Origin of the sequence: Fictibacillus sp. b24 (assembly GCF_030348825.1) — a bacterium.
GTDB lineage: Bacteria > Bacillota > Bacilli > Bacillales > Fictibacillaceae > Fictibacillus.
This window is the reverse complement of sequence record NZ_JAUCES010000005.1, coordinates 1-21,803: the sequence shown is the minus strand read 5'-3', so window position 1 is coordinate 21,803 and position 21,803 is coordinate 1. Positions and strand designations below refer to the sequence as shown.

At 42.0% G+C, this 21,803-nt stretch carries 23 protein-coding genes and 1 tRNA gene; 23 read left to right on the top strand and 1 reads right to left on the bottom strand.

Annotated elements, in window-relative coordinates:
* Window positions 1-115 precede the first annotated feature (115 nt).
* The 5 genes from QUF49_RS00180 (at window position 116) to QUF49_RS00160 (ending at window position 5,632) form a co-directional block, all read left to right on the top strand.
* Window positions 116-238, top strand: coding sequence for a hypothetical protein (locus QUF49_RS00180; protein ID WP_289493717.1), 123 nt, complete (start codon window positions 116-118; stop codon window positions 236-238).
* Window positions 239-361: 123 nt separating this feature from the next.
* A tRNA-Met gene (locus QUF49_RS00175) sits at window positions 362-438 on the top strand.
* A 700-nt stretch (window positions 439-1,138) separates the two neighbouring features.
* A complete protein-coding gene (gene spoIIE, locus QUF49_RS00170; RefSeq protein ID WP_289493716.1) occupies window positions 1,139-3,634 on the top strand; it encodes a stage II sporulation protein E in 2,496 nt (831 codons plus the stop codon).
* Between the two features lie 308 nt (window positions 3,635-3,942).
* Window positions 3,943-4,695, top strand: a complete 753-nt coding sequence (locus tag QUF49_RS00165) for a hypothetical protein (protein WP_289493715.1) — start codon at window positions 3,943-3,945, stop codon at window positions 4,693-4,695.
* Entirely contained in the window at window positions 4,658-5,632 is a 975-nt protein-coding gene (locus QUF49_RS00160; protein ID WP_289493714.1) for a serine/threonine protein kinase, read from the top strand. Before QUF49_RS00165 ends, QUF49_RS00160 begins: the two co-directional genes overlap by 38 nt.
* 56 nt (window positions 5,633-5,688) lie before the next feature.
* On the opposite strand, the gene QUF49_RS00155 is transcribed toward QUF49_RS00160, so the two are convergent.
* Window positions 5,689-5,835 carry a hypothetical protein gene (locus QUF49_RS00155; RefSeq protein ID WP_289493713.1) on the bottom strand — a complete coding sequence of 49 codons (147 nt, stop codon included), beginning with the start codon at window positions 5,833-5,835 and terminating at the stop codon, window positions 5,689-5,691.
* A gap of 106 nt (window positions 5,836-5,941) precedes the next feature.
* On the opposite strand from QUF49_RS00155, the gene tilS reads away from it, so the two are divergent.
* From tilS to lysS, 18 genes are all read left to right on the top strand, one after another.
* Window positions 5,942-7,330: a tRNA lysidine(34) synthetase TilS gene (gene tilS, locus QUF49_RS00150; RefSeq protein ID WP_289497544.1), complete on the top strand. Its 1,389-nt coding sequence runs from the start codon at window positions 5,942-5,944 to the stop codon at window positions 7,328-7,330.
* A gap of 14 nt (window positions 7,331-7,344) precedes the next feature.
* Complete coding sequence (gene hpt, locus QUF49_RS00145) at window positions 7,345-7,884, top strand: hypoxanthine phosphoribosyltransferase (RefSeq protein ID WP_289493711.1); 540 nt, start codon at window positions 7,345-7,347, stop codon at window positions 7,882-7,884.
* A 48-nt stretch (window positions 7,885-7,932) separates the two neighbouring features.
* Window positions 7,933-9,837: an ATP-dependent zinc metalloprotease FtsH gene (ftsH, locus tag QUF49_RS00140; protein ID WP_289493710.1), complete on the top strand. Its 1,905-nt coding sequence runs from the start codon at window positions 7,933-7,935 to the stop codon at window positions 9,835-9,837.
* A 325-nt stretch (window positions 9,838-10,162) separates the two neighbouring features.
* A complete protein-coding gene (locus tag QUF49_RS00135) occupies window positions 10,163-10,375 on the top strand; it encodes a hypothetical protein (protein ID WP_289493709.1) in 213 nt (70 codons plus the stop codon).
* A gap of 18 nt (window positions 10,376-10,393) precedes the next feature.
* On the top strand, window positions 10,394-11,164 hold the full coding sequence (locus tag QUF49_RS00130) for a type III pantothenate kinase (RefSeq protein WP_289493708.1): 771 nt from the start codon (window positions 10,394-10,396) through the stop codon (window positions 11,162-11,164).
* A 12-nt stretch (window positions 11,165-11,176) separates the two neighbouring features.
* On the top strand, window positions 11,177-12,061 hold the full coding sequence (gene hslO / locus QUF49_RS00125; RefSeq protein ID WP_289493706.1) for an Hsp33 family molecular chaperone HslO: 885 nt from the start codon (window positions 11,177-11,179) through the stop codon (window positions 12,059-12,061).
* A gap of 156 nt (window positions 12,062-12,217) precedes the next feature.
* Window positions 12,218-13,144 carry a cysteine synthase A gene (gene cysK, locus QUF49_RS00120; RefSeq protein WP_289493704.1) on the top strand — a complete coding sequence of 309 codons (927 nt, stop codon included), beginning with the start codon at window positions 12,218-12,220 and terminating at the stop codon, window positions 13,142-13,144.
* A gap of 102 nt (window positions 13,145-13,246) precedes the next feature.
* On the top strand, window positions 13,247-13,381 hold the full coding sequence (locus QUF49_RS00115; RefSeq protein WP_289493702.1) for a hypothetical protein: 135 nt from the start codon (window positions 13,247-13,249) through the stop codon (window positions 13,379-13,381).
* Window positions 13,382-13,513: 132 nt separating this feature from the next.
* Window positions 13,514-14,935, top strand: coding sequence for an anthranilate synthase component I family protein (locus tag QUF49_RS00110; RefSeq protein ID WP_289497543.1), 1,422 nt, complete (start codon window positions 13,514-13,516; stop codon window positions 14,933-14,935).
* A 30-nt stretch (window positions 14,936-14,965) separates the two neighbouring features.
* Window positions 14,966-15,562, top strand: coding sequence for an aminodeoxychorismate/anthranilate synthase component II (gene pabA, locus QUF49_RS00105; protein WP_289493700.1), 597 nt, complete (start codon window positions 14,966-14,968; stop codon window positions 15,560-15,562).
* Window positions 15,547-16,395, top strand: a complete 849-nt coding sequence (gene pabC, locus QUF49_RS00100) for an aminodeoxychorismate lyase (RefSeq protein WP_289493698.1) — start codon at window positions 15,547-15,549, stop codon at window positions 16,393-16,395. The genes pabA and pabC overlap by 16 nt, the downstream gene beginning before the upstream one ends.
* A gap of 35 nt (window positions 16,396-16,430) precedes the next feature.
* Window positions 16,431-17,276: a dihydropteroate synthase gene (folP, locus tag QUF49_RS00095; RefSeq protein WP_289497542.1), complete on the top strand. Its 846-nt coding sequence runs from the start codon at window positions 16,431-16,433 to the stop codon at window positions 17,274-17,276.
* Window positions 17,269-17,631 (top strand): dihydroneopterin aldolase, encoded by a 363-nt coding sequence (folB, locus tag QUF49_RS00090; RefSeq protein WP_289493696.1) that lies wholly within the window; start codon window positions 17,269-17,271, stop codon window positions 17,629-17,631. Before folP ends, folB begins: the two co-directional genes overlap by 8 nt.
* The gene (folK, locus tag QUF49_RS00085) at window positions 17,632-18,165 is read left to right on the top strand and encodes a 2-amino-4-hydroxy-6-hydroxymethyldihydropteridine diphosphokinase (protein WP_289493695.1); all 534 of its coding nucleotides are present in this window, start codon (window positions 17,632-17,634) and stop codon (window positions 18,163-18,165) included.
* Window positions 18,117-18,314 carry a helix-turn-helix domain-containing protein gene (locus QUF49_RS00080; RefSeq protein ID WP_066238222.1) on the top strand — a complete coding sequence of 66 codons (198 nt, stop codon included), beginning with the start codon at window positions 18,117-18,119 and terminating at the stop codon, window positions 18,312-18,314. The genes folK and QUF49_RS00080 overlap by 49 nt, the downstream gene beginning before the upstream one ends.
* 43 nt (window positions 18,315-18,357) lie before the next feature.
* The gene (gene dusB / locus QUF49_RS00075; RefSeq protein WP_289493691.1) at window positions 18,358-19,347 is read left to right on the top strand and encodes a tRNA dihydrouridine synthase DusB; all 990 of its coding nucleotides are present in this window, start codon (window positions 18,358-18,360) and stop codon (window positions 19,345-19,347) included.
* A 101-nt stretch (window positions 19,348-19,448) separates the two neighbouring features.
* Window positions 19,449-19,862, top strand: coding sequence for a GreA/GreB family elongation factor (locus tag QUF49_RS00070; protein ID WP_289493690.1), 414 nt, complete (start codon window positions 19,449-19,451; stop codon window positions 19,860-19,862).
* Window positions 19,863-19,878: 16 nt separating this feature from the next.
* On the top strand, window positions 19,879-21,372 hold the full coding sequence (lysS, locus tag QUF49_RS00065; RefSeq protein ID WP_289493689.1) for a lysine--tRNA ligase: 1,494 nt from the start codon (window positions 19,879-19,881) through the stop codon (window positions 21,370-21,372).
* Window positions 21,373-21,803: the final 431 nt, after the last annotated feature.

Here is a 21,803-nt window from a genome sequence, read left to right as displayed (position 1 = left end):
TCAGGCTGGCTCGACTTCTTTTGCGTGGATACATACTAAAAAGCTCTATTCTACAAGATTGTTGCTTTCAAACCTCATTTTTATATTCTTCTGTGACAGTTGATTGGAGTGCAGGGTGCGAGACTCCTGCGGGACAGGCGGGCAGGTGAGACACTTAAGAGTGAAACGTACGAATGTGGCTCACCGCCTGCCCCGCGGAAAGCGAGCATCTGGAACGGAAATCAACCACTTTCTATAACAACAAAGTTTACGCTAACAGTCTTTTTAAAAAAACTGCAAAAAACTTTTTCGACAAATTTCTAAAGAAGCGTTGACAGGATGGCAGGATAGATGTAATATACTACTTGTGTCTTTTACAAATGGCGGTGTAGCTCAGCTGGCTAGAGCGTACGGTTCATACCCGTGAGGTCGTGGGTTCGACTCCCTCCGCCGCTACCATTTTTAATTTTGACATATACATACAAACGTTCAAGAGCATCCGTAGCATAGGGTGCTCTTTTTTATTGTTTATTTCATAGTTATTCAAGTTCGCATGATGATTGTCTCGCAAAGCTAAACAGTGTGATTGTATTGCAGGATTAAGCAAGATATTATTAAAATCCCTCTGAAATTTTCGTATTAGCTCATAAGATTTCTGATATTAATAGCTGGAACTCCCTTACTTTCGTGCGTAAAATCCTAATTTGATACAGAAAATCTCCTATATAGTCTGTGGTGCGCGCAAATCCCCGAGAAGCGCGGGCGAATCGTTCGTTTGTGCGTGAGAATGAAGCTCAGCTGCGCGTAAACCTCATTCGACTGCGCGTAGATGAAGGGTAGCCGCGCGAACGTGTAAGAAATAAAAGAATACGTACCTTAACAACACCAAGACCGTGCTTAATGGGAACAACCTGAAACTCGAAAACTAACTTCCCCAATGAATCACTTTTATTTTTCTTCATAATTCTCCCTAATACTTTTAAAAATGAAAATTCCTTTTTCTTTTTTGTACGAATGGTGTCCGCTTTTGCTTTACTTTCGTGAAATAGTGGTGAAGTCCGTCGAGAAGTTTTTTGGACCAACATTGTTCTTTTGACAAAATCTTTGTTCTAAACCTGTTTATAATGGTTACACAAATTGGAAACGGGTGGTGTATGGGATGTGGCAGAAGGTTGAACAAGAAGTACTCGAACCGATCAGGGGAATGGTGTGGGTAGAAAAAGGCCAGCAAGCGGTTTATAAAACGAGTAAGAGATGGCTTCAGCTTTTGAACCAGAGCATTTTTAATTGGAGAATGCTGTTGTTTGGAATTGGCTTTTTGTTAGGACGAGCTATGATTTTGGCTGAGATGTCTCCATTCGCTTTACCTTTTGCGGCCAGTGTCTTTGTTTTAAGAAAAGAGCGGACAGGCATTGCCGTATTTGCTGTATTGGCAGGAGCGATGTCACTTCAGCCGATGAATGCTTTATTCTTTATAAGTGCCTTGCTCGTTTATGCATGTCTCCAAAAAGGGACAGATCTTTTCATAAAGAACCGTATACAAACTTTGCCTCTTTTAGTTTTTGGCTCCTCTTTAATCACACGAACTTTATTTTCTATGTTTGGCGAGGGTGGATTAGAGCGGGTCGATACAATGCTGGCGCTTGTAGAAGGGGGATTAAGCTTAGTCCTCACGTTAATCTTTCTTCAAAGCATACCGCTTTTAACGAATAAAAAAATTCCTCAATCTTTAAAAAATGAAGAAATCGTATGCTTAATGATTCTGCTCGCATCTGTGATGACTGGAACAATCGGCTGGCAGATCAATGATGTTTCAGTAGAACATGTTGTTTCCCGTTATTTAGTATTGCTGTTTGCGTTTGTAGGAGGAGCAGCGATCGGATCGACCGTTGGGGTTGTGACAGGTCTTATCCTTAGTCTCGCCCAAGTGGCTAGTTTGTCTCAGATGAGTCTCTTAGCGTTCTCTGGTTTGCTCGGGGGTCTTTTGAAAGAAGGGAAGCGGTTTGGTGTGAGCTTAGGGCTGATCATCGGTACCGTGCTGATTGGTCTGTATGGTGAGGGTCGGGCTGAGATCACATCAACACTGATGGAGTCTGGCTTTGCTGTTCTGCTCTTCCTATTAACACCGAAAACGGCGATCAGCAACATCTCGAAATATGTGCCTGGTACAAGGGAGCATTCGATGCAGCAGCAGCAATATTTGAAAAAGATCCGGGATGTAACGGCAAGCCGTGTAGAACGATTTTCGAGTCTTTTTCAAGCGTTGTCACACTCGTTTCAATCGGTAGGTTCTTCGCTAAATGAAGAAGAAAGCTCACGTGAAGTAGATCTTTTCTTAAGCAATATTACAGAAAAGACGTGCCAGACGTGTTTTAAAAAGGAACAGTGCTGGGCTCAAAATTTTACAACGACATACGATCTTATGACTAAACTAATGGTGGAGCAAGAGGATTACAGTGATATCAAGGACAGAAAATTAAAGCGTGACTGGGAAAGGCACTGCATCAAGCCTGAAAAGATAACAGACTTGATGAAACAAGAGCTGACTCAATACAGAGCTTCCCAAAAATTAAAGATACAAGTGCAAGAAAGCCGCCGTTTAGTAGCTGATCAGCTGATGGGCGTTTCACAGGTTATGGGTGACTTTGCAAAAGAGATTCAGCGTGAACAAGAGAACCATCAGATTCAAGAAGAGCAGATTAAAGATTCTCTGTCTCAAGCAGGAATCGATGTAGGTCACGTAGATATTTACAGCTTAGAAACATCAAATGTTGATATTGAAATGACCATTCCTTATTGTGGCGGTTCAGGGATCGCTGAAAAGCTGATTGCGCCAATCCTTTCTGATATTTTAGAAGAAACGATTCTTGTTACACATGAGGAGTGTGCGAACTACGCAACAGGCTACTGTCATCTATCGTTTCATTCGGCTAGAGAATTTGTGGTTGAAACCGGAATTGCTTCCGCTGCGAAAGGGGGAGCGTGGCTTTCTGGAGATAGTCATTCGACGATAGAGATCGGTGCTGGGAAATTTGCGGTTGCGATCGCAGATGGAATGGGTAACGGAGAACGAGCTTTCATCGAAAGCAACGAAACGCTGCAGCTGCTTCAAAAGATTCTTCAATCCGGAATTGAAGAAGAAGTAGCCATTAAGTCAGTCAACTCGGTTCTCTCTTTGCGTACGACAGACGAAATTTTCTCAACGCTGGATCTTGCAATGATCGATCTGCAAGATGCATCTGCTAAGTTTTTAAAAATCGGATCCACGCCGAGTTTTATTAAACGTGGTGATCAGATTAAGACGGTTGAAGCGAGCAACCTCCCTATGGGGATCATACAGGATTTTGATGTGGACGTTGTTGATGAGCAGTTAAAAGCAGGGGATATTTTAATCATGATGAGTGACGGTATCTATGAAGCCCCTCGTCATATCGAGAACATTGATGCGTGGCTGAAGCGCAAGATCAGAGAGATCGATACCGATGATCCTCAGGAAATAGCAGATCTGATTATGGAAGAAGTCATCCGTACTGGAAATAACGGAATAGAGGACGACATGACGGTTGCAGTGACAAAGATTGAAAAGAACATTCCAAAGTGGGCAACGGTACCTCATTATCCGAAAGTGAACATCAGCCGCAAAAAAGCTCAATAGATTAAGATAATAGGAGATCCCTCTTTTTAGAGGGGTCTTTTTGTATGCTCGTCCATAAACTTGCTGCAGAAATTAAAAAGCGGACAGTATTTTCTCAAAAGTGGACAGTAAAACTCAAGAAGTGGACAGTATTTTGATGAAAGTGGACAGTAAATTTTAAAAAGTCGACAGTAAATAGCTGAGACTCGACAGTATTTTAAGTCAGCACCCCGAACGCAGATTAACCGGTCTCGTTTACGCGTATAAACCATAACTTTCTTGACGATGATGGTAATAGTTAAAATTCGTACGCGAGAGGGGTTAGAGTAATGCGGAACAAAGGGACGTTGCGTCAAATATTGCTTATTACAGATGGGTGTTCAAACCAAGGTGAAGATCCAGTAGCGATGGCTGCACTTGCTCACGAACAAGGAATTGCTGTTAATGTCATCGGTGTACTTAACGAAAATGCTCCTGAGTATCATAGACAAGGTTTAAAAGAAGTTGAGGAAATTGCAATGGCTGGCGGTGGAATCAGTCAGGTGGTGTACACAAAGCAGCTAGCACAAACCGTTAAGATGGTCACACAAAAAGCTATGGCTCAAACGATAAAAGGAGTCGTTAACGCTGAATTGCAGCAAATACTAGGAAGTCAGTCGACGATGGAAGACCTTCCTCCCGATAAACGAGGGGAAGTCATTGAAGTTGTAGATGAGATGGGAGAAACAATGAATCTCGAAATCTTGGTTCTAATCGATGCTTCAGGCTCGATGGAAGACAAGATGCTTACGGTTCAAGAATCTCTGCTTGATCTATCTATCTCGTTAAATTCCAGAATCGGTGATAATGAGTTTTCGATCTATGTCTTCCCAGGGAAAAGATCAGAAGCGGAAGAGTTATTAAGCTGGTCATCCAAACTAGACTCGATCGGTAAAATCTTCTCTAAAATTACACTTGGTGGAATCACACCAACGGGACCTGCTATAAAAGAAGGAATTGCCGCTTTTGGTCGCAAACGTTCGTCGAAAAGGAGATTCTCGTCCGATGATGCCCCAGGATATACGAACGAGTCCGGTATGTAACTTAGTTGTTGGTGAGGAAATCCGCGGAAAGTGGAATCACTCTAAGTATCGAATCCGACGCCGTCTAGGATATGGAGCGACAGGCGCAGTCTATCTGGCTGATTCAGATCGTGGAGTGGTCGCCCTTAAAATCGGACATGATCAGATGTCAATCACATCTGAAGTGAATGTACTGAAGCGTTTTTCTAAGGTCCAGGGGAAAGTCCTTGGACCTTCTTTAATCGATGTGGATGACTGGGTGGCACGTAATAGCACGTATCCTTTTTATGCGATGGAGTACTTAAAAGGAGAAACGCTGTTTGATTTTATGAAAACAAAATCTTCAGAGTGGGCCGGCATTTTGCTCGTGCAGCTTCTGACAGATCTTCATACACTGCATCAGGCTGGATGGGCATTTGGTGATTTAAAGCCTGATAATCTACTCGTAACAGGACCTCCCTATCGCATCAGATGGATAGACGTTGGAGGAACAACTGTGATGGACAGATCGATCAAGGAATATACCGAATTCTATGATAGGGGATACTGGGGGAAGGGATCCCGAAAAGCAGAGCCCTCATATGATCTGTTCTCAGCAGGGATGGTAATGGTGAACTTGGCTTACCCTTCACGATTTTCGAAAAGTGCTGATCCTGAAAAACAAATGAAAGCGAAAATAGCAGGAAGTCCGATGCTGAAGCCATACGCTTCTATATTGGAAAAAGCGTGGAACGGAAAATACCGTTATGCAGAAGAGATGAGAAATGAACTCGTTCTTTTGTTAAATGACAGGGATAAAGCCAGATCACCCAAAAAGCAGAGCCAGCAAGCTCCTCAACAGACTGCAACGAGACAAGGTCAAAAGAAAAAGAAAAGCAGTTTTATCGCAGAAACTTTTTTAGTGTTTACCTTTGTTTTTGTTGTGTACTTGTTTTACATGCTCGGTCAGACGATGTAAATGGTGTTAGTTCCTGCATTTCTTTGTTATGATTTTTAAAAGGCATTTTCGTAAGACTAAGTTGCTCTTGTGTGTAGTTGACTTGCGTTCCAGGTGCTTCGCTTTCCGCGGGGCGACCGGTGAGCCCCTTGCCGCCTTGCGCCTTTAAGGGTCTCACCTGACCGCTCGTCCCGCAGGAGTCTCGCACCTTCCACTCCAATCAACTTGTCAATGGAGAGAAGGAACAAGATTGCCAAAAAGCAGTACGCTAACTAAGAACAGCCTTTTAAAAAGATTTTGAAAGTGAAGGAGCGGTTCGCTTTGCAGGAAGTGGAGAACTTTATTAGAAAACACCAGCTTCTTTCATCGGTCTCAAAAGTAGTGATAGGTGTTTCTGGCGGACCTGATTCGTTAGCTTTATTGCATTATTTGTGGAAAAGGTCCTCTTTTTATAAAATCAAAGTAATTGCAGCTTCATTCGACCACCAGCTTCGGGGTGAAGAATCTGCTAAAGAGCTTGCTTTTGTTAAAAGCTTTTGTGATGAACGAAATATTGTATTTGAAGGCGGCAATGGGGATGTTGCAAGTTATCAAAGAGAACATGGCTTATCGCTTCAAACAGCTGCAAGAACTTGCAGATATAAGTTCTTTGAAGAAGTGATGAACAAACATCAAGCAGATGCACTCGCACTTGCGCACCACGGTGATGACCAAGTAGAAACGATCCTCATGAGAATGACAAGAGGCAGTGAAGGCTTAAGCTTAGGAGGAATTCCTGTAAGGCGGCCGTTTGCAAATGGAGAAATAATTCGTCCCTTTTTAGGAATAACAAAGAAGCAAATCGAGCATTATTGTAAAGTAGAAAACCTATTTCCCGTTTATGATTCAAGCAATGAGAGTGACAAATATGTACGAAACAGATTCAGAAAAAATGTTCTTCCTTTTTTAAAAAAGGAAAACCCTAGTGTACATGAAAGATTTCAGCATTTAAGTGAAACTATTTCTGAAGATGAAGCGTATATATTGAAACTGGCTGAAATAGAGTTAGAAAAGGTTTTAATCAGTCAAACAGAGGGGAAAATAGAGTTATCTGTATCCGCTTTTAACAAGATGCCTATTCCTTTACAAAAAAGAGGGATTACACTAATATTGAACTATCTGTATAAAATTAATCCTTCATCTCTTTCCTCTGTACATAAGGAAAACTTTCTTAGTTTGCTCGGAAGTGAGCATCCATCTGGGTCTTTGCATTTTCCGTCAGGTTTAGTTGTCAGCCGAACTTATGACAGATGTTTATTAAGTTTTGAGCAGGACGTAAAAAATGAGGAATGGTCATATGACTATTCACTAAAGCTGCCAGGCAGTGTGGAATTGCCAAATGGAATGGTTATTGCTGAAATAACAGATCGTGAGCCCGCTTTACTAAGAGGAAAAGATGTTTTTGTGTTTTCAATGAAAGATGTAAGTCTCCCGTTGCGTGTTCGCAGCCGAAAACCAGGTGACCGGATGGCGATTGCCGGCGTCGGTTCTCGGAAATTAAAAGATATATTTATTGATGCTAAAGTGCCGCATGAAGAACGGAAAGTTTGGCCGATTGTAGTTGATGCAAACGGCGAGATCGTTTGGCTTCCCGGACTGAAACACACTCGACGCTATTCTTTAGATCAATCTGAACATTGGGTTATTTTACGCTTTCAAAAAAATCGCCATGACGTCTAGGAGGCTTGTTGAACATGCATGATGAAATTTTAGAAACACTTATATCCGAAGAAGCTATTCAAAACAAGATCAAAGAACTTGGAAAAGAGCTTTCTGAGGAATATAAGGATAGTTTTCCATTAGTAATTGGGGTTCTAAAAGGTGCTCTACCTTTTATGGCAGACCTGATTAAACGAATGGATATCCATCTCGAGATCGACTTAATGGCAGTTTCCAGCTATGGTGCATCTACCGTTTCTTCCGGTCAAGTAAAAATTGTTAAAGATTTAGATACTTCCTTAGAAGGTCGAGACGTTATCATTGTAGAAGATATTATTGACAGTGGATTAACGCTTAGCTATCTCGTACAACTATTTAAGGCACGCAAAGCGAAATCGGTTAAGATTGTAACTTTGCTGGATAAGCCAACAGGACGAAAAGTTGATATCGCACCAGATCTTGCTGGCTTTATCGTTCCTGATGCTTTTGTTGTTGGTTATGGATTAGACTACATCGAGAAGTACCGCAACTTGCCTTACATTGGCGTGTTAAAGCCAGAGATCTACGAAAAGTAAGAATAAAAAACCGCATAAGATTTGATTGTTCGCCTAAGGAGGTAAGGAATGAATCGCATCTTCCGTAATACTATATTTTATTTATTAATCTTTTTAGTTGTAGTTGGAGTAGTTAGCTTTTTCAACGGCAACAACAATGAAGTCAAAGAAATTCGTTATGACCAGCTGACTAAGTACATTGAATCAGGCAAAGTAGAAAGCATCGTTTACCAGCCTGAGGGCGGCGTATATGTTGTCCGCGGCCAGCTAGAGGGAGCTAAAGAAGGAGAAGTATTCCAGACAAACGCTCCATTAACAGGTAACACACTTGCTGAGGTTGAAAAGCTTGCTGATTCTGCAAATGTAGAATTTAAACAGCAGGAACAGACAAGTGGCTGGGTGACATTCTTCACCTCAATTATTCCGTTTGTTATTATCTTTATCTTATTCTTCTTCTTGTTGAACCAGGCCCAAGGTGGCGGAAGCCGTGTTATGAACTTTGGGAAAAGCAAAGCGAAACTGTATAACGAAGAAAAGAAAAAGGTTACGTTTAAAGACGTAGCTGGTGCAGATGAAGAGAAACAAGAGCTAGTTGAAGTTGTTGAATTTTTGAAAGACCCGCGTAAATTCTCTGCTTTAGGTGCCCGTATTCCAAAGGGTGTTCTTTTAGTGGGACCTCCGGGTACTGGTAAAACACTTCTTGCACGTGCAGTAGCAGGAGAAGCTGGCGTTCCATTCTTCTCGATCTCAGGTTCTGATTTCGTTGAGATGTTCGTTGGTGTCGGTGCATCACGTGTTCGTGACTTGTTTGAAAATGCAAAGAAAAATGCGCCTTGTATCATTTTTATCGATGAAATTGACGCAGTTGGACGTCAGCGTGGAGCTGGTCTTGGCGGCGGCCATGACGAGCGTGAACAAACGCTTAACCAATTGTTAGTTGAAATGGACGGTTTCGGTGCAAACGAAGGTATCATCATCATCGCTGCAACTAACCGTGCCGATATTCTAGATCCTGCCCTTCTTCGTCCAGGACGTTTTGACCGTCAGATTCCGGTTAACCGTCCAGATGTAAAAGGACGTGAAGAGGTACTTCAAGTGCACGCACGTAACAAGCCGCTTGCAGAAGACGTTAACTTAAAAACGATTGCAATGCGTACGCCAGGTTTCTCTGGTGCGGATCTTGAAAACTTATTGAACGAAGCGGCGTTAGTAGCTGCCCGTTCTGATAAGAAAAAGATTGATATGGATGACGTTGATGAAGCGATCGACCGTGTTATTGCAGGACCTGCGAAAAAGAGCCGTGTGATTTCTGAAAAAGAAAAGAACATTGTAGCTTACCATGAAGCGGGCCACACTGTTATTGGTTTAGTTCTTGAAGGTGCAGATACTGTTCATAAAGTTACCGTTGTCCCTCGTGGCCAAGCTGGTGGTTACACAGTAATGCTTCCTAAAGAGGACCGTTACTTCATGACAAAACCTGAATTAGAAGATAAAATCGTTGGACTTCTTGGAGGCCGTGTTGCCGAAGAGATTACGTTCAAAGAAGTAAGTACTGGTGCTCATAATGACTTCCAGCGTGCGACTGGAATTGCTCGCCGCATGGTTACTGAGTTTGGTATGAGTGAACGTCTAGGACCGATGCAGTTCGGTTCATCGCAAGGCGGTCAAGTCTTCTTAGGAAGAGACTTCAATAACGAGCAAAACTATAGTGACGCAATCGCGCATGAGATCGACTTAGAAGTTCAGCGCATCATCAAAGAATCTTACGAGCGCTGCCGTCAGATCCTTACTGAACACAATTCTAAGTTAGAGATCATCGCTCAAACATTGCTAACTGTAGAAACGCTTGATGAAGAGCAAATCAAAGAACTCGTTAAGACAGGTCAGCTTCCTGACAGAAAAACGATTTCAAATCCATCTGATGATGTTAAAGTAACACTTAACAAAAAAGATGAAGAGCCAAAACAAGATTAATTTTTAAAAAGGATGCCTCAGATGTCGAGGTGTCCTTTTTCTATGTACTTTGCAGTTTTGGAAGAGGCTAATTTCCGCTGCAGGACTCGCTTTCCGCAGGGTGTGCGGTTAGCCCATTCGCCGCGTTGCGTCATTGAATGGTCTCACCTGTCCCACTCATCCTGCAGGAGTCTCGCCCTTCCGCTCCAATTAGCTATTCAAAGAAGTATTTTTGAAAGCTTCTCTGGCGATAATCCTTTAGAATCTGTTTTTTGACAGGGATTAACTCTTATGATTTTCGTCTTTTTGTTCTTTCTCTTCACTGACAGGTGGATTGGAGTGAAAGGTGCGAGACTCCTGCGGGACAGGCGGGCAGGTGAGACACTTAAGAGTGAAACGTACAAATGTGGCTCACCGCCTGCCCCGCGGAAAGCGAGTACCTGTAACGGAAATCAACCACTTCCAAGAGCACCGAAGATTTTCCAACCATACTACAATAAGCCGGGTTACTTTACACCTATACGTTTTATGTTATAACTATTATAGAAACTTAAGATAAGAAGCGGGGACAAATTCCATGATTTTTGTGTTTGATGTCGGAAATACGAATATTGTTTTAGGACTCTATGAGAATGATGAATTAAAGCATCATTGGAGAATTCATACATCACGTGAAAAAACAGAAGACGAATATGGCATGCTCATACTCGATTTGTTCCGTCACGTTAATATTCATAAAGAGCAAATTGAAGGAATCATTATTTCTTCTGTAGTACCTCCGATCATGTTCGCTTTAGAGCGCATGTGTGTAAAATACTTTAACCAACGTCCGTTAGTTGTAGGGCCTGGTATTAAAACGGGATTAAATATTAAGTACGAAAACCCCAGAGAAGTTGGGGCTGACCGAATCGTTAATGCGGTTGCTGCGATTCATGAATATGACGCACCGCTTATTATTGTCGATTTTGGCACGGCTACGACGTACTGTTATATCAACGAACATAAACAGTACATGGGAGGCGCAATCGCACCTGGAATCAATATTTCCACAGAAGCGCTCTATACAAAGGCGGCTAAACTGCCTCGTATTGAGATTGCAAAGCCTGAAGGCGTAATCGGAAAGAACACCGTTAACGCGATGCAAGCAGGTATCCTTTATGGATATGTAGGACAAGTAGAGGGTATCGTAAAAAGGATGAAGGAACAAACTTCGATTGAGCCAAAAGTTATTGCAACTGGCGGGCTTGCGAATTTAATTGCAGCGGAAAGCAGCGTGATCGATCACGTTGATCCATTTTTGACATTAAAAGGTCTTTTACTTATTTACGATAAAAATAAGAACGGTTAAAGGATGAGTTCGATGAATGATTATTTAATAAAAGCCCTGGCTTTTGACGGGCAGATTCGTGCTTATGCGATCTCCTCAACAGAGATGGTAAGTGAAGCGCAAAGAAGACATGACACATGGCCAACAGCATCGGCAGCACTAGGACGAGCGATGACGGCGTCAACGATGATGGGCATGATGCTAAAAGGCGAAGACAACAACATCACAGTTAAGATCGAAGGCGGCGGGCCGATCGGCGTAATCATCGTAGACAGCAATACAAAAGGTGAGACACGAGGCTATGTTACAAATCCGCACACACACTTTGAACTGAACAGCAAAGGGAAACTGGATGTAGCAAGAGCGGTCGGTAAGGACGGATATTTATCTGTTCTTAAAGACATCGGCATGCGCGAGAAGTTTACGGGACAAGTGCCGATGGTTTCAGGTGAGCTTGGAGAAGACTTTACGTATTACTTTGCTTCATCTGAACAGGTTCCTTCTGCAGTAGGTGTAGGAGTTCTCGTGAATCCGGATAATTCGATCAAAGCATCTGGTGGGTTTATTGTTCAAGTCATGCCGAATGCGTCAGATACAATCGTTGATCTTCTAGAAGAGAGAATCAACGCGATCCCACCGATCTCACGTTTGATTGAAAAAGGAATGACACCAGAGGAAATCTTATTTGAACTTTTAGGAGAAGATCAAGTTCAAATTTTAGAAAAATCTCCAGTACGTTTTCAATGTACGTGCTCGCATGAGCGTTTTGGGCAGGCAATCGTCAGTCTTGGTGAGCAAGAGATCACTGATATAATAGAAGAAGACGGCCAAGCGGAAACAAATTGTCAGTTCTGTAATGCGACTTATATCTTTTCAAAAGAAGAACTTCAAAGCTTGCTGGATCAAGCAAAATCCTAAACCCGGAATTTTTCCGGGTTTTGTTTTATACATGAAAAGAAGAATTCTGCGTACCATTGTAATAGATAACTTACGTGTGCAATAAAATTGACAGGGTATTTCCAGGGTTGCTACAATTAATCCAATAAAAATACTCGGTTTTAGGAGTGATGGCAAATGGCAAGAGTGGCGCAATCCGTAACAGAATTGATTGGTCAGACACCTGTTGTTAAATTGAATCGTATTACAACAGAGGATATGGCAGATGTGTATCTAAAATTAGAGTTTATGAATCCGGGAAGCAGTGTAAAAGACCGTATCGCATTAGCGATGATTGAAGATGCGGAAAAGAACGGAAAATTAAAAGCGGAAGATACGATTGTAGAGCCTACAAGCGGAAACACAGGAATCGGTTTGGCGATGGTTGCTGCTGCAAAGGGTTATAAAACGGTCCTCGTAATGCCTGAAACAATGAGTTTAGAAAGAAGAAACCTGCTTAGAGCGTATGGAGCGGACCTTGTTTTAACGCCAGGTCCTGAAGGAATGGGCGGAGCGATCAGAAAAGCAGAAGAGTTAGCGAAAGAAAAAGGCTACTTCATGCCGCAGCAGTTTAAGAATGAAGCGAACCCTGCTATTCATAGAGATACGACAGGGCAAGAGATATTATCTCAATTTCCGGATGGGCTAGACGCATTTGTATCTGGAATCGGAACGGGTGGTACGATTACGGGTGCAGGGCAGGTATTAAAAGAGAAATATCCAGATTTAAAGATTTACGCAGTAGAACCAACAGATTCTCCTGTATTATCTGGAGGTAAACCAGGGCCGCACAAAATTCAAGGAATCGGTGCAGGTTTTGTTCCTGATATCTTAAAAATTGACATTTACGATGAAGTGTTAACGATCTCAAATGACGAAGCGTTTGAATGGGCAAGAAAAGCAGCACGTGAAGAAGGTCTGTTAGGCGGTATCTCATCAGGTGCAGCAATCTCAGCAGCGCTAAAAGTCGCTAAGAAGCTAGGCAAAGGCAAAAAGGTATTAGCCATTATTCCAAGTAACGGCGAGCGTTACTTAAGTACACCGTTGTACCAGTTTGAAGATTAATCATTTTTCGGGCTCCCTATTCTGGGGGCTTTTTTTGATGAGTTATTTCTCTAAGATTATTTATTTTGTTCTCTCATCATTGCAAGGTGATTGTAGTGAAAGGTGCGAGACTCCTGCGGGACAGGTGGGCAGGTGAGACACTTAAAAGTGAAACGTCCAAATGTGGCTCACCGCCTGCCCCGCGGAAAGCGAGCACCTGTAACGGAAATCGCCCTCTTTCAAAACAACAAGGCTTAACTAAGACATCCTTTCTTTTTAAATGGAGATAAAACCCATGTAAATGCAGGAAATTGGGAGAAAGATGTGCCAAACTTAAACACCTCATGTACAATGTAAGCAGAAGATTTTTGGGAGAGTGACCGTATGGGGATGAACAACAAATGGCATATCATGCATTCATGTATACACCTTTCTAAAGAAGAGTGGTTTTATAAATATAAATTCTTAGCAGCGACTGAACCTCGCCACGTTTTGTTGGAGAGCGGAAGAACAGGAAAGTACAGCATCATCGGACTTTCTCCTTTCGCTGAAGTCACTGGTAAACATAATGAATTAACCATACAAACGGATGAAGGCTCGACGGTTTTAAACGGTCCGGTATATGAGAAGTTTCAAAACTGGTTTAAAGATTTTGAAGTAGAACGAGTAGAAGGATTTCCTGACTTTACAGGCGGGGCGATCGGATATTTAAGCTATGACCTTACACGTGAATTTGAGAAACTGCCTGTTACTTCAGAAGATGATCTGCAGTTACCTGACTTGTATTTTCTGTTGTTTAAAGATGTTTTCGTCTACGATCATGAAACTAACAAACTTTGGATCTTTGTTCTAGGGAAAGAGAAGAATGACCCTTATCATCTGGACAAGCTTCGTGCTTTTAAAGAAATGTGGGAAGCTCCGCTGTCTGCTCGGGATATACAACAAGATAGTCAGAGCTTTCCTATAGATGATTTTAAGCACGTATCAATGACAGAAGATGTTTTTGTAGAGGCGGTTAAAAAGATTCAAGATTACATTTCTGAAGGCGACGTGTTCCAAGTGAACTTGTCTGTTCGTCAGTCAAAAGCGCTGCGAACATCACCGATTCACATATATGAAGAATTAAGAAGAATTAACCCGTCACCGTATATGGGATATCTGCATACCCCTGACTTTCAGCTTGTTAGTGCTTCGCCTGAACTTTTAGTGAAGAAAAAAGGGGATCGTGTGAGTACCCGGCCGATTGCAGGCACACGTCCGCGCGGGAGAACAGAAGAAGAAGATCTGGAGCTTGCGAACACGTTGATTCAAAATGAAAAGGAACGTGCTGAACATGTGATGCTCGTCGATCTTGAACGAAACGACCTTGGTAAGGTTTCTGTTTATGGCAGCGTAAATGTGGACGAGTTTATGGTGATCGAGAGGTATTCGCACGTGATGCATATCGTCTCTAATGTGGTTGGAACATTAAGACCAGAGTGTGATGCGTTTGATTGTATAAAAGCGACCTTCCCAGGTGGTACAATTACTGGCGCTCCAAAAGTGAGAACGATGGAAATCATTGAGGAGTTGGAACCTGTACGAAGAGGTGTTTACACAGGAAGCATGGGCTGGATCGGTTTTAACGGTGATACCGAAATGAATATCGCAATTCGAACGATGGTATGTCAAAATGAAACTGCACACGTTCAAGCGGGTGCCGGGATTGTGATTGACTCCATACCTGAAAGTGAATACAAAGAGAGTTTAAAAAAAGCAGAGGCGTTGTGGCGTGCCAAAGAGCAAAGTGAGCTCGGGTCAATTTTGGTTTAACACACAGCACATGAGAGGAGAAGAGACGAGATGATTTTAATGATTGATAACTACGATTCTTTTACGTACAACCTCGTTCAATATTTAGGAGAGATGGGTGAGGAGCTTGTCGTAAAACGAAACGATGAGATAACGATAGAAGAAATTGAGCAACTGGATCCTGAATTCTTAATGATTTCTCCAGGACCTTGTTCACCAAATGAAGCGGGTATAAGCTTAGAAGCTATTTCATACTTTGCAGGAAAAATCCCGATTTTTGGTGTTTGTTTAGGTCACCAGTCGATCGCTCAAGTATTCGGAGGAGACGTGGTACGTGCAGAACGATTGATGCACGGAAAAGTATCCCCGGTTCTTCATGACGGCAAAACGGTTTATGAAGGATTAGCACAAGAGTTTCCCGCGACACGCTATCATTCTCTAATCGTTAAAAGAGAAACGCTGCCTGATTGCTTTGAGATTTCTTCTTGGACGAAAGAAGGAGAAATCATGGGAATCCGTCATAAAGAACTTCCGATTGAAGGCGTACAATATCATCCGGAGTCCATTTTAACGGAAGACGGCAAGAAACTTTTACGAAACTTTATCGATTTTTATAAAGGTAAAAAAGCATCATGTACATCTATTTAAATGGAAAAGTAGTTTCTAAAGAAGAAGCAGTCATCTCGCCGTACGATCACGGATTCATGTACGGCATGGGTGCGTTCGAAACGTTCAGAACGTATGGCGGCTTCCCTTTTTTGATTAATGAACACTTGACTAGGCTGCATGAAGCTCTAAACGAGCTGAATATTTACTTAGAGCTTGATACGGATACCGTATTAAAAATGGTAAAAACGCTGTTGCGCAAAAATGAGATGGATGATGCTTACTTTAGATTGAATGTTTCAGCGGGTGTGGGGGATATCGGGCTGCAGACTCTTCCTTACGAAAAACCTGCCGTAATTCTATATACTAAACCTCTCATTGAAAGCAGCACCATTTCTGAAAAAGAACTGATTCCGTTAAAAACGGTGCGCAATACACCAGAGGGTGAGAAGAGGCTTAAATCACATCATTACTTGAACAGCATTCTTGGCAAGAGAGAACTTTCCGCTGTGAATCAAGAAGGTGTTTTTTTAACACAAGAAGGATACATCAGCGAAGGAACGGTGTCGAACTTATTTTGGTACAGTGATAACAAGCTGTATACCCCAGGGACTTCTACAGGCATTTTAGAAGGCATCACTCGAAAATGGGTAATGAAAGCATCACATATTCTGAACATTCCTCTTGAAACAGGGAATTATAAAATAGAGATGTTAGTTGAAGCGGATGAAATTTTCCTTACGAACTCCATCCAAGAACTCGTACCAGTGAACAAGTTTCAAGATAAAGAGTTCCCTGGTGTTGAAGGTGAAATTTTCGATCTGTACAGAAGACTTTATAACGAACATACAAAAAAACAACTCCGAAGTATTTGATGTATTTTTGAAAGGATAGATTCTCCATGCATGAAATGTTATTAAAACAGGCTAGGCTTAATTGTGGCGAATACGTACTGGATTTTTCAAAAAAGACATATGTGATGGGGATTCTAAATGTCACACCTGATTCGTTCTCAGATGGCGGACATCACAATCGGATTGAACAAGCCGTTGCCCACGCGAAGCAAATGGTGATGGATGGTGCTGATATGATTGATATTGGCGGCGAATCCACAAGACCTGGAGCTCAAAAGGTACCGCTCGATCAAGAGCTGGAGCGCGTTATTCCAGTGATTGAAGCATTAAAAAATGAGGTGGATGTTCCTTTATCCATCGACACATATAAAGCAGAGACCGCCTATCAAGCGGTAAAAGCAGGTGCTCATATCATTAATGACGTCTGGGGAGCAAAATTTGACCCTGACATGCCGAAAGTAATGGCCGATACGAATGTACCGGTAATCTTGATGCATAACCGGTTCGATACGAACTACCAAGAATTCATGCCGGATGTCATTGCAGACTTAGAGCACAGCATTGCTATCACCGTTAAGGCGGGAGTCAATCCTGAGAATATCATTTTGGACCCGGGTGTTGGTTTTGTTAAAACGTTTAAGCAAAACCTTGAAACGATAAGAAGATTGAATGAAATCGCAGAGATGGGCTATCCTGTTTTATTAGGAACTTCACGAAAATCAATGATCGGCAAGGCACTGGATCTTCCAGTAGAAGAACGAGTGGAAGGAACAGGCGCAACAGTTTGCCTTGGAATCGAGAGAGGCTGTTCAATCGTACGTGTTCATGATGTAAAGGAAATAAGCAGAATGGCAAAGATGATGGATATCATGCTCGGTAAAGGAGCGCTATCTCATGGATAAAATATATGTGAACGGTATGAAATTTTACGGCTACCACGGAGTCTTTGCAGAAGAGCAAAAGCTCGGACAGCGTTTTAACGTTGACGCAGTTTTGTCTATGGACTTATCAAAAGCGGGACTTTCAGATGAACTGGACTATACGGTCAACTACGGTGAGGTATACGGAGCTGTTAAAGAAATCGTGGAAGGTGACTCTGTAAAGCTTTTGGAGACATTAGCTGAATCGATCTGTGCAGCATTGCTTGCAAAGTTTCCTTTAATTGATGAGGCAACGATTAAAGTTATAAAGCCAGACCCCCCAATTCCTGGTCACTATGAATCGGTGGCGGTCGAAATCACAAGAGGGCGCGCATAAATGGCGAACAACCATATCGCTTATTTGTCAGTTGGCTCCAACATGGGGGATCGAGAGCAATTGCTTCTAAAAGCAATCTCACTTATAGAGGAGTACTCTGAGATATCTATCGAATCCGTTTCATCTATCTACGAAACAGACCCTGTTGGTGTTACAGATCAGCCGTTGTTCCTAAATTTGGCATTAAAACTCAAAACCAGTCTTTCTCCACAGGAGCTTTTGAGCAAACTGCAAGAGGTGGAGATGAAACTGGACCGTAAACGAGTTCAAAAGTGGGGACCAAGAACAATAGACCTTGACATTTTATTGTATAATAGTGTAAGTATACAGACGGAAGTGTTAACGATTCCGCATCCACGTATGCTTGAAAGGGCATTTGTTCTCATACCTCTAAGAGAAATTGCTCCTGATGATGTTTATCCGGAGAAAACAATTTCATTACATCAAGTCCTTTGCGAACAAAGAGATAAAGAAGGTGTACGCATATGGAAGAAGACAGACTCGGAAGACGCATCCGTGCGTTCAGAAAATTAAAAGGCTATACCCAAGAACAGCTCGCAAAAGACATAGGAATCTCAGTATCCGTTTTAGGCGAGGTAGAAAGGGGCAGCCGAAAGCCCAAAGTAGATTTGCTTCATAAAATAGCGAATCAGTTCAGCATTAACGTTGAAGAGTTACAGTAAGCAGATAGATAGCAAATCCAACAAGTGAAACGAGGTGATATGGATGTTGAAAATCGGTGATATTATGCTGAAAAACCAAGTAGTTCTAGCGCCGATGGCTGGTGTATGTAACCCTGCATTCCGTTTAATCGCCAAAGAGTTCGGAGCGGGACTCGTATGTGCAGAGATGGTAAGTGACAAAGGAATTTTACATGAGAATGAAAGATCCCTAAAGATGCTTTATGTAGATGAACGCGAAAAACCGCTTAGTCTGCAGATCTTTGGCGGAGAACGTGAATCTCTAGTTGCTGCTGCTAAATACGTTGATAAACATACAAACGCAGACATTATCGATATAAACATGGGATGCCCGGTTCCGAAGATCACAAAATGTGATGCAGGAGCAAAATGGCTGCTAGACCCAGACAAGATTTATGAGATGGTAGCTGCGACTGTTGATGCCGTTCAAAAACCAGTCACTGTAAAAATGCGGATCGGCTGGGATGAAGACCATATTTTTGCTGTGAAGAACGCTCAAGCCGTCGAACGTGCAGGTGGTGCGGCAGTAGCTGTGCACGGGCGTACACGTGTTCAAATGTACGAAGGAACAGCAGACTGGGACATCATCGGTGAAGTGAAGAAGAACGTATCGATTCCTGTAATCGGTAATGGTGATATTTCTACACCTCAAGAAGCGAAAGAGCATTTGGACAAATACGGAGTAGATGGTGTGATGATCGGAAGAGCGGCTCTAGGCAACCCTTGGATGCTTTATCGTACCGTTCAATATCTGCAAAACGGAGAAATCGCTCCAGAACCTACTGCTCGCGAAAAAATGGAAATCTGCATGCTTCATATGGACCGTTTGATCGAACTAAAAGGTGAAGATGTTGCTGCAAGAGAGATGAGAAAACACGCAGCATGGTATCTAAAAGGTTTGCCGCAAACAGGTTCTGTCCGAAATGAGATCAACCAGATGACTACTCGTGATGGCATGAGTAAACTATTGTTTGGTTATGTAGAGCAAATTGAAGAACTGCAAAAAATCAGCTAAAGCTAGCAAAATACAGCCAGATCATCAGATGACTGGCTGTTGTTTGCTTAATTAACAAACATCTGGTGTTTTCTTTTATAATGATTGAGGAGGAATGGCATATGGCTATGCTTAAACTCACCCAAGAAGGCACCAGGAATCTAGAACAAGAATTACAATACCTATTAAAACGCAAAAAGGAATGCAGGCAATCTCCAGAAAGAGAATTCATTCAGTCACGAATGGCCGAGATAACGGATATCTTAGCTCGATCCGTCACATGGCCGATTGTAAGAGAAGCGGGAGACTTTGTAGAACCAGGCTCTGTTCTTACAATAGAGGACACTGTTTATAAGGAAAGGTATACGTACACAATCGTTCATCCTTTTGAAGCGGATCCTCGTGAAAATCTCATATCTGTCCAGTCCCCGATCGCAAAAGCTGCAATAGGGAAAGCCGTTCATTCAACATTTACTGTTGTTGTTCCTTTAGGCGAGAACTTAACTTATACCATAATAGATATTCAAAACTGCTAAAGCTAGGAGTGTTCCCATGAGTCAGGAATTAGAATTAAATGATTTGCTGCGCGTACGAAGAGAAAAGTTAGCTGCTCTAACAGAAAAAGGAGTAGACCCTTTTGGTACAAAGTATAACCGTACACATACAGCAAGTGACCTTGTATCTGAATACGGAGAAAAAGAAAAAGAAGATTTAGATAGCGAAGAAATCTCAGTTACCCTTGCTGGCCGTATTATGACCAAACGCGGAAAAGGTAAAGCAGGATTCGCTCATATTCAAGATTTAACAGGCAAGATTCAAATCTATGTAAGATTAGATGCAGTCGGTGAAGAGCAATACGAACTATTTAATACGATTGATATCGGTGACTGGGTAGGAGTAACAGGATTAGTTTTCAAAACGAAAGTAGGAGAACTTTCGATTAAAGCGAAAGATTTTCAGCTGCTGACAAAATCCTTGCGCCCGCTTCCGGATAAGTTCCACGGTTTAAAAGACGTTGAACAGCGTTATCGTCAACGTTATGTGGATTTGATTATGAATCCAGAAGTTAAGGATACTTTTATTTCTCGTTCTAAGATCATTCGTTCTATGCGACGCTATTTAGATGATAATGGTTATTTAGAAGTAGAAACACCTACAATGCACTCTATTCCAGGTGGAGCATCTGCACGTCCGTTTATCACGCATCATAATGCGCTTGATATGGAGCTTTATATGCGTATCGCAATCGAGCTTCACTTAAAGCGTCTAATTGTAGGCGGACTTGAAAAGGTTTATGAAATCGGCCGTGTATTCCGTAACGAAGGGGTATCGACTCGTCATAATCCTGAGTTTACGATGATCGAGCTATATGAAGCATATGCGGATTACCTTGATATCATGGAGTTAACCGAGAACTTGATCGCCCATATCGCAGAGGATGTTCTAGGTTCAACTACTGTAACGTATGGCGACTACGAAGTAGATCTTAAGCCGCGCTGGAAAAGAGTACACATGGTTGATGCGATTAAAGAAGCCGCTGGTGTAGACTTCTGGCCAGTAATGACAGACGAAGAAGCACGTGCTTTAGCAAAAGAACATAAAGTACCTGTAAAAGACAACATGTCTTATGGCCATGTTGTAAATGAATTCTTCGAGCACTTTGTTGAGGAAAAACTGATTCAGCCTACATTCGTGTACGGTCACCCAGTTGAAATCTCACCTCTAGCTAAGAAGAATCCTGAAGATCCGCGTTTCACAGATCGTTTTGAGTTATTTATTGTCGGACGTGAGCATGCAAATGCATTCTCAGAGCTTAATGATCCGATCGATCAGCGTGAACGTTTTGAAGAGCAGTTAAAAGAACGTGCTGAAGGAAACGACGAAGCACATATGATGGATGAAGACTTTGTAGAGGCGCTTGAGTACGGAATGCCTCCAACAGGCGGACTAGGGATCGGAATCGATCGTCTTGTTATGCTGTTAACAAACTCACCTTCTATCCGTGATGTCCTTTTATTCCCGCAAATGCGTCATTCAGAAAAGTAATTGATTCGCAAAAAGCCAGCACATTGCTGGCTTTTTGTTTTGTCTGGCGTTTTGAGTATAGGATTTTAGAAAATGAGAAATATAATGAAGGTGTATTTGATGAAATATCATTTCACTATATCTTGTATGGCTGCAACTTATTGATACGCTTATCTAGTAGAATGCGTTATGACTGTATAATGGCTTAAATAAAAGTTAACTTTTTTTCGTTAAAACTATTGTACAAGAGCGAAAATGGTGGTATATTATTCTTCGTCGCAAGGAATACTGACATGTTGAAAGCTTTACTTAAACGATTAAAAGTTTTTGAAAAAAGCTGTTGACAATGAGGGTTGCGACATGGTAATCTAATAAAGTCGCCAAAACGAGCGGCAAGCTAGAAACACACAGTTCTTTGAAAACTGAACAAAAGAAATAGGTAAGGAATTAAA